This window comes from Arsenicicoccus cauae (assembly GCF_043162025.1).
Lineage (GTDB): Bacteria > Actinomycetota > Actinomycetes > Actinomycetales > Dermatophilaceae > Arsenicicoccus > Arsenicicoccus cauae.
This window is the reverse complement of the sequence record NZ_CP171001.1, coordinates 1829031-1842399: the sequence shown is the minus strand read 5'-3', so window position 1 is coordinate 1842399 and position 13369 is coordinate 1829031. Positions and strand designations below refer to the sequence as shown.

12 protein-coding genes are annotated in these 13369 nt (G+C 73.1%); 10 read left to right on the top strand and 2 right to left on the bottom strand.

The window, feature by feature from the left end; genetic code table 11:
* Positions 1-7 precede the first annotated feature (7 nt).
* From ACF3NS_RS08630 to ACF3NS_RS08605, 6 genes are all read left to right on the top strand, one after another.
* A complete protein-coding gene (locus ACF3NS_RS08630; protein WP_154593562.1) occupies positions 8-280 on the top strand; it encodes an acyl-CoA carboxylase epsilon subunit in 273 nt (90 codons plus the stop codon).
* Positions 281-317: 37 nt separating this feature from the next.
* Positions 318-2024: a DUF885 domain-containing protein gene (locus ACF3NS_RS08625; RefSeq protein WP_392465540.1), complete on the top strand. Its 1707-nt coding sequence runs from the start codon at positions 318-320 to the stop codon at positions 2022-2024.
* Between the two features lie 301 nt (positions 2025-2325).
* Entirely contained in the window at positions 2326-4185 is a 1860-nt protein-coding gene (locus tag ACF3NS_RS08620; protein WP_392465537.1) for a Na+/H+ antiporter, read from the top strand.
* Between the two features lie 7 nt (positions 4186-4192).
* Complete coding sequence (locus ACF3NS_RS08615) at positions 4193-4918, top strand: alpha/beta fold hydrolase (RefSeq protein ID WP_392465535.1); 726 nt, start codon at positions 4193-4195, stop codon at positions 4916-4918.
* 110 nt (positions 4919-5028) lie between these two features.
* Positions 5029-5670, top strand: a complete 642-nt coding sequence (locus ACF3NS_RS08610) for a Maf family protein (protein ID WP_392465532.1) — start codon at positions 5029-5031, stop codon at positions 5668-5670.
* A gap of 33 nt (positions 5671-5703) precedes the next feature.
* A complete protein-coding gene (locus tag ACF3NS_RS08605) occupies positions 5704-6501 on the top strand; it encodes a MerR family transcriptional regulator (RefSeq protein ID WP_154593568.1) in 798 nt (265 codons plus the stop codon).
* Positions 6502-6567: 66 nt separating this feature from the next.
* On the opposite strand, the gene ACF3NS_RS08600 is transcribed toward ACF3NS_RS08605, so the two are convergent.
* Complete coding sequence (locus tag ACF3NS_RS08600) at positions 6568-8118, bottom strand: acyl-CoA carboxylase subunit beta (protein ID WP_288799503.1); 1551 nt, start codon at positions 8116-8118, stop codon at positions 6568-6570.
* 38 nt (positions 8119-8156) lie between these two features.
* Positions 8157-9350 carry an acyl-CoA dehydrogenase family protein gene (locus ACF3NS_RS08595; protein WP_392465530.1) on the bottom strand — a complete coding sequence of 398 codons (1194 nt, stop codon included), beginning with the start codon at positions 9348-9350 and terminating at the stop codon, positions 8157-8159.
* A 110-nt stretch (positions 9351-9460) separates the two neighbouring features.
* On the opposite strand from ACF3NS_RS08595, the gene ACF3NS_RS08590 reads away from it, so the two are divergent.
* The 4 genes from ACF3NS_RS08590 (at position 9461) to ACF3NS_RS08575 (ending at position 13134) form a co-directional block, all read left to right on the top strand.
* On the top strand, positions 9461-9847 hold the full coding sequence (locus ACF3NS_RS08590) for a MerR family DNA-binding transcriptional regulator (protein ID WP_154593571.1): 387 nt from the start codon (positions 9461-9463) through the stop codon (positions 9845-9847).
* Between the two features lie 149 nt (positions 9848-9996).
* Complete coding sequence (locus ACF3NS_RS08585) at positions 9997-11673, top strand: excalibur calcium-binding domain-containing protein (protein WP_392465528.1); 1677 nt, start codon at positions 9997-9999, stop codon at positions 11671-11673.
* Between the two features lie 107 nt (positions 11674-11780).
* On the top strand, positions 11781-12065 hold the full coding sequence (locus ACF3NS_RS08580) for a hypothetical protein (RefSeq protein WP_392465527.1): 285 nt from the start codon (positions 11781-11783) through the stop codon (positions 12063-12065).
* A gap of 58 nt (positions 12066-12123) precedes the next feature.
* Positions 12124-13134: a VWA domain-containing protein gene (locus tag ACF3NS_RS08575; RefSeq protein ID WP_392465525.1), complete on the top strand. Its 1011-nt coding sequence runs from the start codon at positions 12124-12126 to the stop codon at positions 13132-13134.
* The last annotated feature ends 235 nt before the right edge of the window (positions 13135-13369 follow it).

Below are 13369 nucleotides of genomic sequence, written 5' to 3'. Positions count from 1 at the left end.
GCACCCGATGACCAACGAGACCCCCGGCGGGTCCGCCGCCGTGGCCACGCCCCAGGAGGCGGCGGCGGTCGCCATACCGCCCCTGCTGTCCGTGACCAAGGGCAACCCGACCGACGAGGAGCTCGCCGCCCTGCTGCTGGTGGTCGCCGCCGCCTCGGGCGGCGAGCCGGCCCCCGAGGAGCAGCCCACCGGCATCTGGGCGAGCCGGGCCCGCAACCTCGGGGTCTCCTCCCTCGGTGCGCGCCGACGGTCGTCGTGGGGGTGGCGCTCTGCGCGCTGACGAGCCGGAGCGGGTGACCTTGGGTAGCGTGCGCGGGGTGACCCGTGCTCCGGAGACCGCCCCCGCCTCCCGCCCCAGCGCCGTCGACCGCATCGCCGACGAGTTCGTCCGCGAGAGCCTCGAGCTGAGCCCGCTCACCGCGACCTACGTCGGCATCCCCGGCCACGACGACCAGATCGACGACTTCTCCCCGGACGGGCTCCGCGCCCAGTCCGAGCTGCGGCGCCGCACCCTGGCCGCGCTGGCCGCGGTCGAGCCGGCGAGCGACGCGGACCGGATCACCATCACCGCCATGACCGAGCGGCTCGGGCTCGCCGAGGAGATGTATGCCGCGGGCATCGTCGAGTCCTCCCTCAACGTCATCGCCTCGCCGCTGCAGGACATCCGCGCGGCCTTCGACCTGATGCCCGCCGAGACGGTGGAGCACTGGGCGACCATCGCCCTGCGGATGGGCCGCATCCCCCTCGCGCTGGAGCAGTACCAAGAGTCCTTGGTCTGCGCCCGCGACAAGGGCACCGTGTCCGCCCGCCGTCAGGTCGAGGCGTGCATCCAGCAGTGCCACGACCTGGTCGAGGCTGAGGGCTACTTCGACGGCTTCCTCAAGGGAGCGCTGGCACCTCACCGCGCCCTGCCCCCGGAGCTGCGCGAGCGCCTGACCCGCGAGGTGGGGGCGGCGCGCGACGCCTACGCCCGCATGGCGGAGTTCCTGCGGGACGAGCTGCTCGACGAGGCACCGACCGAGGACGCGGTGGGTCGCGACGAGTACGCCCTGTGCTCGCGCTACTTCCTCGGCGCCGAGGTCGACCTGGAGGAGACCTACCGCTGGGGCCAGGAGGAGCTCGCCCGCATCACCGCGGCCATGCAAGACGTCGCCCACCAGGTCCGCCCGGGCGCGACGGTGGCCGAGGCGATCGCGCTGCTCGACGAGGACCCGACCTACCGCCTGGACGGGACGGACGCGCTGCGCCGGTGGATGCAGGACGAGGCCGACGAGGTCGTCCGGCTGCTCGACGGGGAGCACTTCGACATCCCCGCACCCGTGCGGGAGATCGAGTGCTGCATCGCCCCCACCCAGACCGGCGGCATCTACTACACCGGCCCGTCCGACGACTTCTCGCGGCCCGGACGCATGTGGTGGTCGGTCCCCAAGGGGGTCACCGAGTTCACGACCTGGCGCGAGCTGACCACCGTCTACCACGAGGGAGTGCCCGGCCATCACCTGCAGGTCGCCCAGACCGTGCACAACCGCGAGCGGCTCAACACCTGGCGCCGGCAGTTCTCCTGGACCTCCGGCCACGGCGAGGGGTGGGCGCTGTACGCCGAGCGCCTCATGGCCGACTTCGGGCACATGGACGACCCGGGCAACCGGATGGGATGGCTGGACGGGCAGTCCTTGCGGGCGGCCCGCGTGGTCATCGACATCGGCGTGCACTGCGGCTTCGAGGCGCCCGCCGAGGTCGGTGGCGGCGAGTGGACCTACGACAAGGCGTGGGCCTACCTGACGGCGCACGCCAACATGGAGGAGGCGGTGCTGCGGTTCGAGCTGGACCGTTACCTCGGCTGGCCGGGGCAGGCCCCGTCCTACAAGGTGGGCGAGCGCCTGTGGCTGCAGCTGCGCGACGAGGTGCGCCGGCACGAGGGGGACGCCTTTTCGCTCAAGGAGTTCCACCGGCGTGCGCTGGACATCGGCGGTGTCGGCCTGGACACGCTCCGCACCGCCGTCCTCCACACCTACCGGGGGTAGGGGCATCGACCGGGCTTCGTCCCCCAGGCTGATGATCCCGCCGGGGGTAGGGGCATCGACCGGGCTTCGTCCCCCAGGCTGATGATCCCGCCGGGGGTAGGGGCATCGACCGGGCTTCGTTCGCCAGGCTGATGATCCCGCCGGGGGTAGGGGCATCAGCCGGGCTTCGTTCGCCAGGCTGATGATCCCGCCGGGGGTAGGGGCATCGACCGGCCTTAGTTCGCCAGGCTGATGATCCCGCCCCCGGTAGGGGCATGAGCGCCGACCGCGTCATCGCCGCCCAGGTGGGAGGATGTGCGCCGTGGAGATCCTCACGCTCGTGGTCGGCCTCGCCCTGACCGTCCTCACCGTCACGACCCTGTCCAACCGCTGGGGCCTGTCGGCGCCCTTGGTGCTCATCGTCGTCGGGCTCGTCGGGTCCTACCTGCCGTTCATCCAAAAGCCGACGCTGTCCCCCGAGCTCGTGCTGGTCGGGATCCTGCCGCCCCTGCTCTACACCGCGGCCCACAACACCAGCCTGATGGACTTCCGCGACAACCTGTCCGCGATCGGGTGGCTGTCCATCGGCCTCGTGCTGTTCACCACGGCCGGGATCGGCCTCCTCGCCTGGGCCCTGCTGCCCCTGCCGTTCGCCGCGGCGTTCGCCCTGGGCGCGATCGTCGCCCCGCCGGACGCCGTCGCCGCGACCGCCGTCGCCAAGCAGATCGGCCTGCCGAGGCGGGTCGTGACCATCCTCGAGGGCGAGTCGCTGGTCAACGACGCCACGGCGCTGGTCTCGCTCCGCACGGCCACGGGGGCCCTCACCGCGGCGGTCACCGTCGGCGCGGTCCTGCTCGACTTCGCCAAGGCGGTGGTCATCGCCGTCGTGGTCGGCGTGGTCGTGGCCAAGGCGGCGTCATACGTCCTCAGGCGCACCAGCGACCCGGTCGCGACCACGGCGCTGTCCTTCCTGCTGCCGTTCATCGCGTTCGCGCCGGCGGAGCACTTCCACGCGTCCGGGGTGCTGTCCGTGGTCGTCGCCGGGCTGCTGATCGGCCACATGGCACCGGTCGTCGAGACCGCCCAGTCGCGCGTCACCACCCGGATCAACTGGAAGACCATCACCTACCTGCTGGAGAACTCCGTCTTCCTGCTCGTCGGGCTGCAGACGCGGTCGATCGTGTCGGCAGCGTCCAGCTCGCCGCTCGGGTGGGGACGCATCATCGCGGCGTGCCTGCTGGTGCTGCTCGGCGTGATGCTGCTGCGCGTCGTGTGGATCATGGCGACGAGGTTCTTCGTGCGGGTGCGGCAGCGCCAGGGGGTGACGCCGTGGCAGGAGTCGGCGCTGATCTCTTGGGCCGGCATGCGCGGCGTGGTGACCCTGGCCGCCGCGCTCACCCTGCCGCTCGCCACGCCCCACCGGGCCGTCCTCGTGCTCATCGCCCTCGTGGTGACCGCCGGGACGTTGCTCATCCAGGGCCTCACCCTGCCCGTCCTGGCCCGCCGCCTCGACGTGCACGGCCCCGACCCTCGCGAGGACGCCCTGCAGGAGGCCACCGTCTATGCCCGCGCGGTCGAGGCCGGCCGCCGCGCCATGGAGCGCGAGGCCGGGCCGGACGACGCCGCCACCATCGCCACGCTCCGCGACCAGACCGAGCGACGCGTCAACGCCATCTGGGAGCGTCTCGGCCGCCCCGACGACCAGAAGGAGACGCCCAGCCAGACCTACCGTCGGCTCCGGACCGCCGCGATCAAGGCAGAGCGCGAGGAGGTCCTGCGCGTGCGCAGCGAGGGCGAGGTGGAGTCCGAGGTGATCTCGGCGGTGCTGGCCTCGCTGGACTTCGAGGAGACCTCACTGATGCGCGTCGAGCAGCGGGTGCGCCGCCTGCGGGCCCTGTCCCCCGCCCTGCCTGACGCGCCGTGCGAGCACCTGGAGCAGTCCCCGACCTTCGTCGAGCCCCGCACCCACGGCGAGTGCATCGGGTGCCAGGCCGAGGGCACGACGCCCGTGCACATGCGGCTGTGCCTGACCTGCGGGTATGTCGGCTGCTGCGACTCCTCCGAGGGCCGGCACGCGACCCGCCACTACGAGGCGACCGGGCACCCGACGATGCGGTCCTTCGAGCCGGGCGAGTCCTGGCGCTGGTGCTTCGTGGACGGCCTGCTGGCCTCCGGCGACTGAGGCGCGCATGAGCCCCACCCCGACCCCCACGCTGGTGCTGCTGCACGGCACCCGCATGAACGCCGGCTTCTGGCGCGGCTACCCGGCGCTGCTGCCCGGGGTCCGCGTCGTGACGCCGGACCTGCCCGGCCACGGCGCGCGCGGCTCCGAGGAGTTCACCTGGCAGGCCGCCCTCGCGACGGTCGAGTCGGCCCTGCCCCCGGCGGGCCCGGTGGTCCTCGCCGGTCACAGCCTCGGCGGTTATGTCGCGATGTCGTATGCCGCCGCGCAGCCGACCCGTCTCGCGGGCCTCGGGCTCGTCGGTGCCACCGGGGTCCCGGCCGGTGCGGGCGCCGCCGTCTACCGGGGCTTCGCCCAGCTGGTGCCGCTGGTCGGGGCCGAGCGCGTGGCCCGCGTCGCGGGCGCCGTCATGCGCCGGCTCGCCGGTGGGCGTGACATCAGCCAGGTCACCGACGACGGGCAGGGCTACGCGGCGATGCCCGCGGCCTGGTCGGCCGTGATGGCACAGTGCGGTCCTCACCTGCTCGGCGGGCTCGACATACCCGTCCTGCTCCTCAACGGTGGGCTGGACCAGATGCGCCTCGGGGTGCGCGCGTATGCCGCGGCCTGCCCCGGCGCGTGCGTGGTGACGGTGCCGCGGGCGACGCACTTCCTGCCGCTGACGCACCCGGAGGTATGCGCAAGGCACCTGCGGGGTCTGCTCGACCGGGCCGCGCAGACCTACCGGGGGTAGGGGCATCAGCCTGGCGAACGACGGCCGGTCGATGCCCTCGCCGGGGGTAGGGGCATCAGCCTGGCGAACGACGGCCGGTCGATGCCCTCGCCGCCGGTAGGGTCGGCGCCATGGCCGTCCAGCTCGTCCTCGCCTCCGCCTCCCCCGCCCGACTTGCGACCTTGCGGGCCGCAGGGCTGGCGCCCCACGTGCAGGTGTCCGGGGTCGACGAACCCGCCGTGATCGCCGACCTCGAGTCCCGGGGAGGCGTCCTGCCGCCGGCGGAGCACGCGCTCGCCCTGGCCCGCGCCAAGTGCGACGACGTCGCGAACGCCCTTGCGCCGCACGACGGTCCGCAGGTCGTGCTGGGCTGCGACTCGGTGCTGGAGATCGCCGGAGAGGTGCACGGCAAGCCCGAGACGCCGCAGGTCGCGGTCGCGCGGTGGCGGCGGATGCGCGGCGGCTCCGGGGTGCTGCACTCGGGGCACGCCCTCACGGATCTGCGCACGGGCCACCAGGTCTCCCGCACCGCGTCGACGGTGGTGCACTTCGCCGACGTGTCCGACGCCGAGATCGAGACGTATGTCGGCACCGGGGAACCCCTTCGCGTGGCAGGCGGTTTCACGGTCGACGGACTGGGCGGGGCATTCGTCACGGCCGTCGAGGGCGACTACCACAACGTCGTCGGCGTCTCGCTGCCGCTGGTCCGGGAGCTGCTGCTCGAGCTGGGGATCGGGTGGTGGGACCTCGAGCGCTCGCAGCCGGGGTCTTGACCCTCACACCGTGGCAAGGCCTGGACTGAGGTCATGATCCACATCGGAGAGTTCGCCCGGCTCGGTCAGGTGTCGATGCGCATGCTGCGGCACTACGACCAGCTCGGCCTGCTGACGCCCGACCACGTCGACCCGTGGACGGGCTACCGCAGCTACTCCGCCGGCCAGCTGGCCCGGCTCAACCGCATCGTGGCGCTCAAGGACCTCGGCTTCCCGCTCGCGCAGGTGGCCGTGCTGCTGGACGGCGACCTCGACGGGGACGAGCTGCGCGTCATGCTGCACGAGCGGCGGATGGAGCTGGAGCGGGACCACGAGCAGGCGCGTCAGCGCCTGGCCGGCGTCGAGGCGCGCCTCCACCTCATCGACAAGGAGCACGACATGTCCATCGAGTACGTCACCAAGTCCCTGCCCGCCGTTCGCCTGGCCGCCTGCAGCGCCGACCTCGAGGAGGGGCAGGCGATCGGCGAGGTCGTCGGTCCGCTCTTCGAGCGGGCGGGGGCGGCCGTCGCGCGCGCGGGCGGCAGCCTGCGCACCGCCATCGCCTCCTACGACGTGCGGCCTGCCGGCATGCACATCACGGTGGGCTACGCCCACGACGGGCCGGCTCCCGAGGGCACCGCCATCGTCGAGCTGCCCGCCGTCGAGCAGGCGGTCTGCTGCGTCCACCTCGGCGCGATGACGGGGATCGGCGCGGCGTGGCAGTCGCTCGTGCAGCACGCCGAGACCAGCGGCTGGGACCTGCTCGGCCCCTGCCGCGAGGACTACCTGCAGGCCGAGGGCGAGGACCAGTCGAGCTGGGTCACCGAGCTGCAGCAGCCGGTGCGCCGCTGACGCTCCTACGCCCAGAGCGCCCAGAGCGCCCCGCGCGGCGCGCTCTGGGGCGCCGGCATCTCGCCGTCAGACCGGCGAGATGCCGGTGTGGCGCTCGGTGAAGTGGCGGGACCGGCCCCCGGCATAGCTGAGACGGAGGATGATGCTGTCCCGCAGGGACTCCGGCTCGACGATGTCGTCGATGACCAGGTCGGCGGCGAGGCGCTCGAGGTCGATGTCCTTCTCGTACTCCGCGCGCTTGTCGGCGACGAACGCGTCCCGCTCGGGCCCTTCGGGGATCTCGGCGATCTTGTTGGCGTAGACCGCGTTGACCGCCGCCTCCGGTCCCATGACGCCGATCCGGGCCGTCGGCAGGGCGATGGTCGCGTCCGGCGCGAAGCCCGGGCCCCCCATGGCGTAGAGGCCGGCGCCATACGCCTTGCGCACCACGACGCACAGCTGCGGCACGGTGGCAGCCGAGACGGCATACACCATCTTGGCGCCGTGCCGGATGATCCCGCCGCGCTCGACCTCGGAGCCGATCATGAAGCCCGGCACGTCGGCGAGGTAGACCAGCGGGATCGAGTAGGCGTCGCACGTGGTGATGAAGCGCGTCGCCTTGTCGGCGGAGTCGCTGAACAGCACGCCGCCCTTGACGGCGGAGTTGTTGGCGACGAAGCCGACCGTCTGCCCGGCCATCCGGCCGAAGCCGACGATCAGCTCGGCGGCGAACATCGGCTTGACCTCGAAGAACTGCTCGTCGTCGACGAGGCGGTCGATGACCTCGTGCATGTCGAAGGGGACCGACTCGACCTCGGGGACGTCGTCCCGGGTCAGTGGCGAGCTCGGCTCCTCCGGGTGGAAGTGCGGCGTCGGCTGCCGCCAGGACAGCGGCATGTAGGAGAAGTACTCCTTGGCCAGCTCGATGGCCTCCTCGTCGCTGCCCGCCAGCAGGTCGCCGACCCCCGAGACGGTGCAGTGCATCCGGGCCCCACCGAGGTCCTCCAGCGAGACCTTCTCCCCCACGACCATCTCGGCCATGCGCGGCGACCCGAGGTACATCGAGGCATTGCCGTCGACCATGATCACGATGTCGGTGAAGCTCGGGATGTAGGCGCCCCCGGCCGCGGACGGCCCGAAGAGGCAACAGATCTGGGGCACCTTGCCGGACAGCGCGACCTGGTTGTGAAAGATGCGACCGGCGCCGCGCCGCCCCGGGAACATCTCGACCTGGTCGGTGATCCGGGCGCCCGCGGAGTCGACGAACCAGAAGACCGGGAGCTCCTCGCGCAGCGCGCTCTCGGTGGCGCGCACGATCTTTTCCACGGTCCGCGCACCCCACGAACCCGCTTTGACGGTGGGGTCGTTCGCGACGACGATGGCCGGTCGGCCGTCCACGAGACCGCGTCCGGTGACCACCCCGTCGGCCGGCAGGCCGGTCGCCGTGGCGTTGGCGTAGCGCCCGTCTTCCACGAAGCTCCCCTCGTCGAACAGCAACGAGATCCGGTCGCGCACATAGAGCTTGCCCTGCGAGGCGAGCTTGGCGGCGGCCTTGTCGGGTGGCGTGGCCGAGGCCTCGAGCGCCGCCTCGAGCCGCTCCCGGACGTCGGCGACCTTCGGATCCGGTTGATAGGCCATGGGATTCCCTTCGGGTGTCGTATGTCGGGCGCGCCGGGTCAGGCGGTGGGCAGACCCAGGCCGCGACCGATCAGCATGCGCTGCACCTCGGAGGTGCCCTCACCGATCTCGAGGATCTTGGAGTCACGGTAGAAGCGCGCGACGGGGTACTCCTCCATGAAGCCGTTGCCGCCGAAGATCTGCGTGGCCATCCGGGTGGAGGTCACCGCCGCCTCGGAGGTGTAGAGCTTGGCGATGGAGGCGGCCTGCTTGACCTCGGCGAGGCTGCGGCGGCCCGCGTCCATCTCGTCCTTGAGCCAGGCGGCCTTGTAGGTGAGCAGCCGGGCGTTCTCGAGCATGACGGCCATGTCGGCGATCTGGAAGGACACGCCCTGGTTGACGGCGATCGGCCTGCCGAAGGCCAGGCGGGACCGCGAGTAGGCGATCGACTCCTCGAGCATGCGCGCGATGCAGCCGACCGCGAGGGCGGCGATGGCGATGCGGCCGTCGTCGAGGGTGGCCAGGAACTGCCCGAAGCCCCTGCCGCGCTCGCCCAGCAGGTTGTCCTCGGGCACGCGGGCGTCGGTGAAGGACAGCCCGTGGGTGTCCGAGATGTTCCACCCGAGCTTGTGGTAGGGCGGCGCGACCTCGAATCCCGGTGTGCCGGAAGGGATCATGATGGCGCTGATCTCGGGCTTGCCGTCCTCGCGGGTGCCGGTGCGCGCGGTGGCGGTGACCACCGAGGTGATCTCGGTGCCGGAGTTGGTGATGAACGACTTGGCGCCGTTGACGACCCACTCGCCGTCGCGGAGCTCGGCGCGGGTCTTGGTGCCGCCCGCGTCCGAGCCGGCGTCGGGCTCGGTGAGGCCAAAGCCCGCGAGTGTGCGGCCGGCGGCCAGGTCGGGGAGCCAGCGCTCCTTCTGCTCCTGCGTGCCGTAGGTCAGGATCGGGTTGATGCCGAGGCCCACGCCGGCCTCGAGGGTGATGCCCATGGACTGGTCGACGCGGCCGAGCTCCTCGATCGCGAGGCACAGGTAGGTGAACTCGCCTCCCTCCCCGTCCGCGTCCTTGTGGCCGCCGAGCTCCTCGGGGACCACGAGGCCGAAGAGCCCGAGCTCGCCCATCTTGGGGATCAGGTGCGCCGGGAAGTGGTGCTCGCGGTCCCACTCGGCGACGTGCGGGGCGATCTCGCCCTCGGCGAAGTCGCGCACGGTGCGGCGGAAGTCCTCGTGGTCCTGGCTGAGCTCGTACACGGGGTGGGCCTTTCGGGCGGCGGTGGCGAACGGGGCTGGGCGATGGCGGGCGGTGCCGGCATACGAACGACTGCTTGACGTTGACGTAAACGTAAAGCACGATAGCGCCCATGACAACCCCCGAGGAGTGGACGATCGCGCAGATCGCCGACGACTTCGGCGTGACCCACCGCACCGTCCGGCACTACGAGGACCTGGGGCTGCTCGCGCCCGAGCGCCGGGGCACGCAGCGCGTCTACCGCCGTCGCGACCGCACCCGGCTGTCACTGATCCTGCGCGGCAAGCGCCTGGGCTTCCCGCTGGAGGAGATCCGGACGATCGTCAACATGTATGACGAGGCGCAGGGCCCGACCTCACAGCTGAGATATGTGCTGGAGCAGATCGACGACCGGCGCGCCGACCTGCAGCGGCGGCTGGCGGACCTGCAGGAGTCGATGCGCGAGCTCGACGCCTTCGAGCAGCGGTGCCGCGAGGAGCTGGCGCGCCGCGAGCCGTGAGCCGGGAGCCACGGCATGCCCCCGCCAGACCGGAGATGGCCGGGGATCGGGCACGATAACCCGTTCGGCCTAGCACGCACACTTTGCGTAACGGTTTGACCGTTCTATCCGCTATCCTGCGACGGACCGTCGACGACCGAAGGACGCGCATGTACCAGCCCCTGAGCGCTCGCTCCGCCCTGGGATCCACCGTCCTGCTCGTCGCGCTGACGGCGGCCGGCACCGCTCCGGCGCTGGCCTCACCCTCACCGGTGGCCCCGTCGCCCACCCCCGCGAGCGTCATGGGCAGCTCCGCCGTCACCGGCATCCCCCCCGCCTCCGGCTCGCCGAGCCCGAGCGCACCGGCTCCCGCCGCGCCGTCCGCTCCCGCTGCCCCCGCCGCTCCCGCTGCCCCCGCCGCTCCTCCTGCGCTGCCCGCGCTCCCCGACCTGACCCCGGCGGACGCCGCCCTGCAGCCCACGCCGGCCGCACGCGTCGCTCCGGTCACGATCGTCCTGCCGGGCACGGGCGAGCGACGCGCCGTGCTGGCCCTCCCCTACACCCTCGACCGTGACCACGACGGCGTCCGCGAGTCGACCGCGCTGGTCATGGAGGCCGACCTGCCGTTGCCCACCGGCTCCAACGTCACCCTGAGCGTGGAGCAGGAGTGGTCCAGCGACTCGTCCGCCCGGGCCGTCCCCGACCCGGCCGCATGGGACCGGATCGCCCCGCGCGTCGCCGGCATCGCCCGCGCGGTCGCGGACCAGCGGTCCCGGTCGATGCTTGCGCAGCGTGCCGGCCTCGGCAGCCTGGGGAGCCCCGCCGACGTCGACCGGCTCGTCCTGCAGGCGGCCCAGCTGGCCGTGTGGCGGCTCTCCTCCGGCGTCACGCTCGCCGCAGACCAGCCGTATGCCGCAGACTCCCGGCAGACCGCCCTCCTGCGGACCATGACGGACCGCCTCGTCGACGACGCGTCGCTGACCACCCCCGGCGAGGTGGACGTCTATCGGGTCCAGCCGCCGGACGCCGCCCCCTCTGGCGCCGTCCTGCACGTCACCGGAGGCCGAGGCCTGGTCGCCGCCGCAGCGACCTCCGCGACCCCGGCGCTCGTCGTGGCGCGCGCCGCCGGGTCCGCGCCCCTGCCTCGGACCCGGCCGGCCGCTCCCCTGGCGCCCGCCGCCACGGTCGCCACCTCGGCCAAGGCCCCCGCAGCCAAGGCCCCCGCAGCCAAGGCCCCTGCGGCCAAGGCAGCGCCGTCGGCGCAGGCTCCGGCCGTCTCGGCTCCTGACCTGAGGCGCGCGGCCCGCTCGCCCGTGTCGCCAGCCCGCGCCGCGACGCCAGGCGCCCTTCGGCTGCCCACCGTGTCGCGCCCTGCCGCCGACACCAGCTCCTGCACCGCGCTCGGGCGTACGGACGTGTCCCGCCTCGACTCGGACTACCGGGCGGCGCTGGACCGCGACAACGACGGGATCGCCTGCGAGAGCAACGGCGCCGACGGCGCGGTGAACCTCGGTGGCAACCGCGTCAACGCCGCCCCGCAGACCACCAACCAGGCCACCGTCACGCCCGGCGCCACGACGGCCTCGACCACCACCACGGGCGGCCAGAGCTGCGACGCGCTGCGGGCGTCGGGCCGCTCGAGCATCCCCTCGGGCGACCCCCTCTACCGCGCCGACCTCGACCGGGACGGTGACGGCATCGCGTGCGAGTCCTACGAGGGACCCCGCGGCTCGGGCGCGCTGGCGCAGACGGGCTTCGAGGCGCCGCAGCTGTCCGCCCTCGCGTTCGGGACGATCGGGGTGGGCGCCCTGCTGGTGCGTCTCGGTCGTCGCCGCGCCCACGGCTGACCTCGCGCGGGGCTGACTCCGCGCGCACCTGACTCCCCGCGCACCGGCATACGGCCTGGCACGAACCCTGGCCGAGGGGTTGTCGCAGGCCCCTGGCACAAGGGGCCATGGACACCGACGTCTGCCACGAGCCGCAGCTCCGCACCGTCATCGAGCCGTTCCGCAGCCACAGCCTGGAGCCGCTGCGCCTGACCACCGCCGCCGAGCGCCGCACCAAGGCCGCCGAGGCGCACCACAACCTCTTCCAGCTGCGCGTCGAGGACGTGCTGATCGACCTGCTCACCGACTCGGGGACCGGCGCCATGAGCCGCGCGCCGGCAACCTGCCGGGACACCGCATCGTGGAGGAGCCGCCGGCTCTGCGGCACTTCACCGCGAGGTTCGCGCCCATGACCTGATCGTGACCGCACGATGCCCGATTCGTCACCTTCGCCCGGGCACAATGCACCGTATGCCGTCCCGCCACCGTCACGCCCCCGTCGCCGCCACGGCGCGGGTCCTGTCGGCGCTGTCCGCGCTGTCGGCCGCGACGCTGGTGCTCGCCGGCTGCTCCGACGCCACGCGCACGACCACCAGCACGAGCACGGTCACGTCGGCGGTGCAGGGCACCGCGTCGGGGGCCGTGGCCCGGGCGACGTCGGCGTCCTCCGCGGGTCAGGTCGGCTCTGCAGCGGGCGACGCGGCGGGCGACACGGCGGGCTCCGGTGACGCCCGCCTGCTGCTCGTGCTCGACTCCTCGGGGTCCATGGCCGAGCGCGACGGGCGGGGGCGCACCCGCATGGAGGGCGCCCAGGACGCGCTGCGCTCCCTCGTGCAGGAGCTGCCGGACGGTGCCCAGGTCGGCCTCCGCGTCTACGGCTCACGGGTCAAGGTCGCCGGCAGGGCCGCCCCCGGCTCACGCGCCTGCACCGACACGCGGCTCGTGACGCCGGTGGGGCCTCTCGATCGTCCTGCCCTCACGACGGCGATCGACGCGTTCTCGCCGCACGGCGACACCCCCATCGGCTACGCGCTCGAGCAGGTGGCGGGCGACCTCGGCAGCACCGGTCGCCGGTCGGTCGTGCTGGTCTCGGACGGCGAGGAGTCCTGCTCCGCCGACCCGTGCCTGGTCGCCAGGAGCCTCGCCGGGCAGGGCATCGACCTGCACGTGCACACGGTCGGCCTGGAGGTTGAGCCCGCCGCCCGCCGTCAGCTGCGGTGCGTGGCCGAGGCGACGGGCGGCACCTACCAGGACGCCACCGGGGACGACCTCACCCGCATCGTGTCCGCCGCCGTGGGCTCGGCCCGGTCCGCCGGCTCCGGCTGGTCCGCGCCGGGCAGCGGCTGGTGGGGGCGAGGCGGCCTGGCCGGGCTCGGCGGCGACGCCAACCCGGGCGCGATCGGGGCCACCATGCTCGTCCTGCTGCTCCTGTGGCTGCTCACGCGCGGGGGCGGACGACGCACCGGCGAGCGCAGGGACTGATCGGGCTCGGCTCGGCAGGCCCCGCGTGCACGACTGCTGCACGGGCCCCCGACGCGCTCACGAATCCCGTTGTGCCGCTAGCGATCGGTCCGCCTCGGCGCCTCAGGAGTGCAGCAGCTGTGCACGCTCCCACGGCATACGGCCTGATCGGCGCGCATGTCCGCCGCGAGGGCGTCCACGTGGCAACATGTTTGGCATGACCGCACTGCACACCGCTGCCGCGCTGGCTGCCGCG

Bases quoted from the DNA above. Each gene is read 5' to 3' on its own strand.
- ACF3NS_RS08605 (WP_154593568.1), top strand. From the start codon at position 5,704: ATGATCCACATCGGAGAGTTCGCCCGGCTCGGTCAGGTGTCGATGCGC.
- ACF3NS_RS08585 (WP_392465528.1), top strand. From the start codon at position 9,997: ATGTACCAGCCCCTGAGCGCTCGCTCCGCCCTGGGATCCACCGTCCTG.
- ACF3NS_RS08610 (WP_392465532.1), top strand. From the start codon at position 5,029: ATGGCCGTCCAGCTCGTCCTCGCCTCCGCCTCCCCCGCCCGACTTGCG.
- ACF3NS_RS08575 (WP_392465525.1), top strand. From the start codon at position 12,124: ATGCCGTCCCGCCACCGTCACGCCCCCGTCGCCGCCACGGCGCGGGTC.
- ACF3NS_RS08590 (WP_154593571.1), top strand. From the start codon at position 9,461: ATGACAACCCCCGAGGAGTGGACGATCGCGCAGATCGCCGACGACTTC.
- ACF3NS_RS08630 (WP_154593562.1), top strand. From the start codon at position 8: ATGACCAACGAGACCCCCGGCGGGTCCGCCGCCGTGGCCACGCCCCAG.
- ACF3NS_RS08615 (WP_392465535.1), top strand. From the start codon at position 4,193: ATGAGCCCCACCCCGACCCCCACGCTGGTGCTGCTGCACGGCACCCGC.
- ACF3NS_RS08580 (WP_392465527.1), top strand. From the start codon at position 11,781: ATGGACACCGACGTCTGCCACGAGCCGCAGCTCCGCACCGTCATCGAG.
- ACF3NS_RS08600 (WP_288799503.1), bottom strand. From the start codon at position 8,118: ATGGCCTATCAACCGGATCCGAAGGTCGCCGACGTCCGGGAGCGGCTC.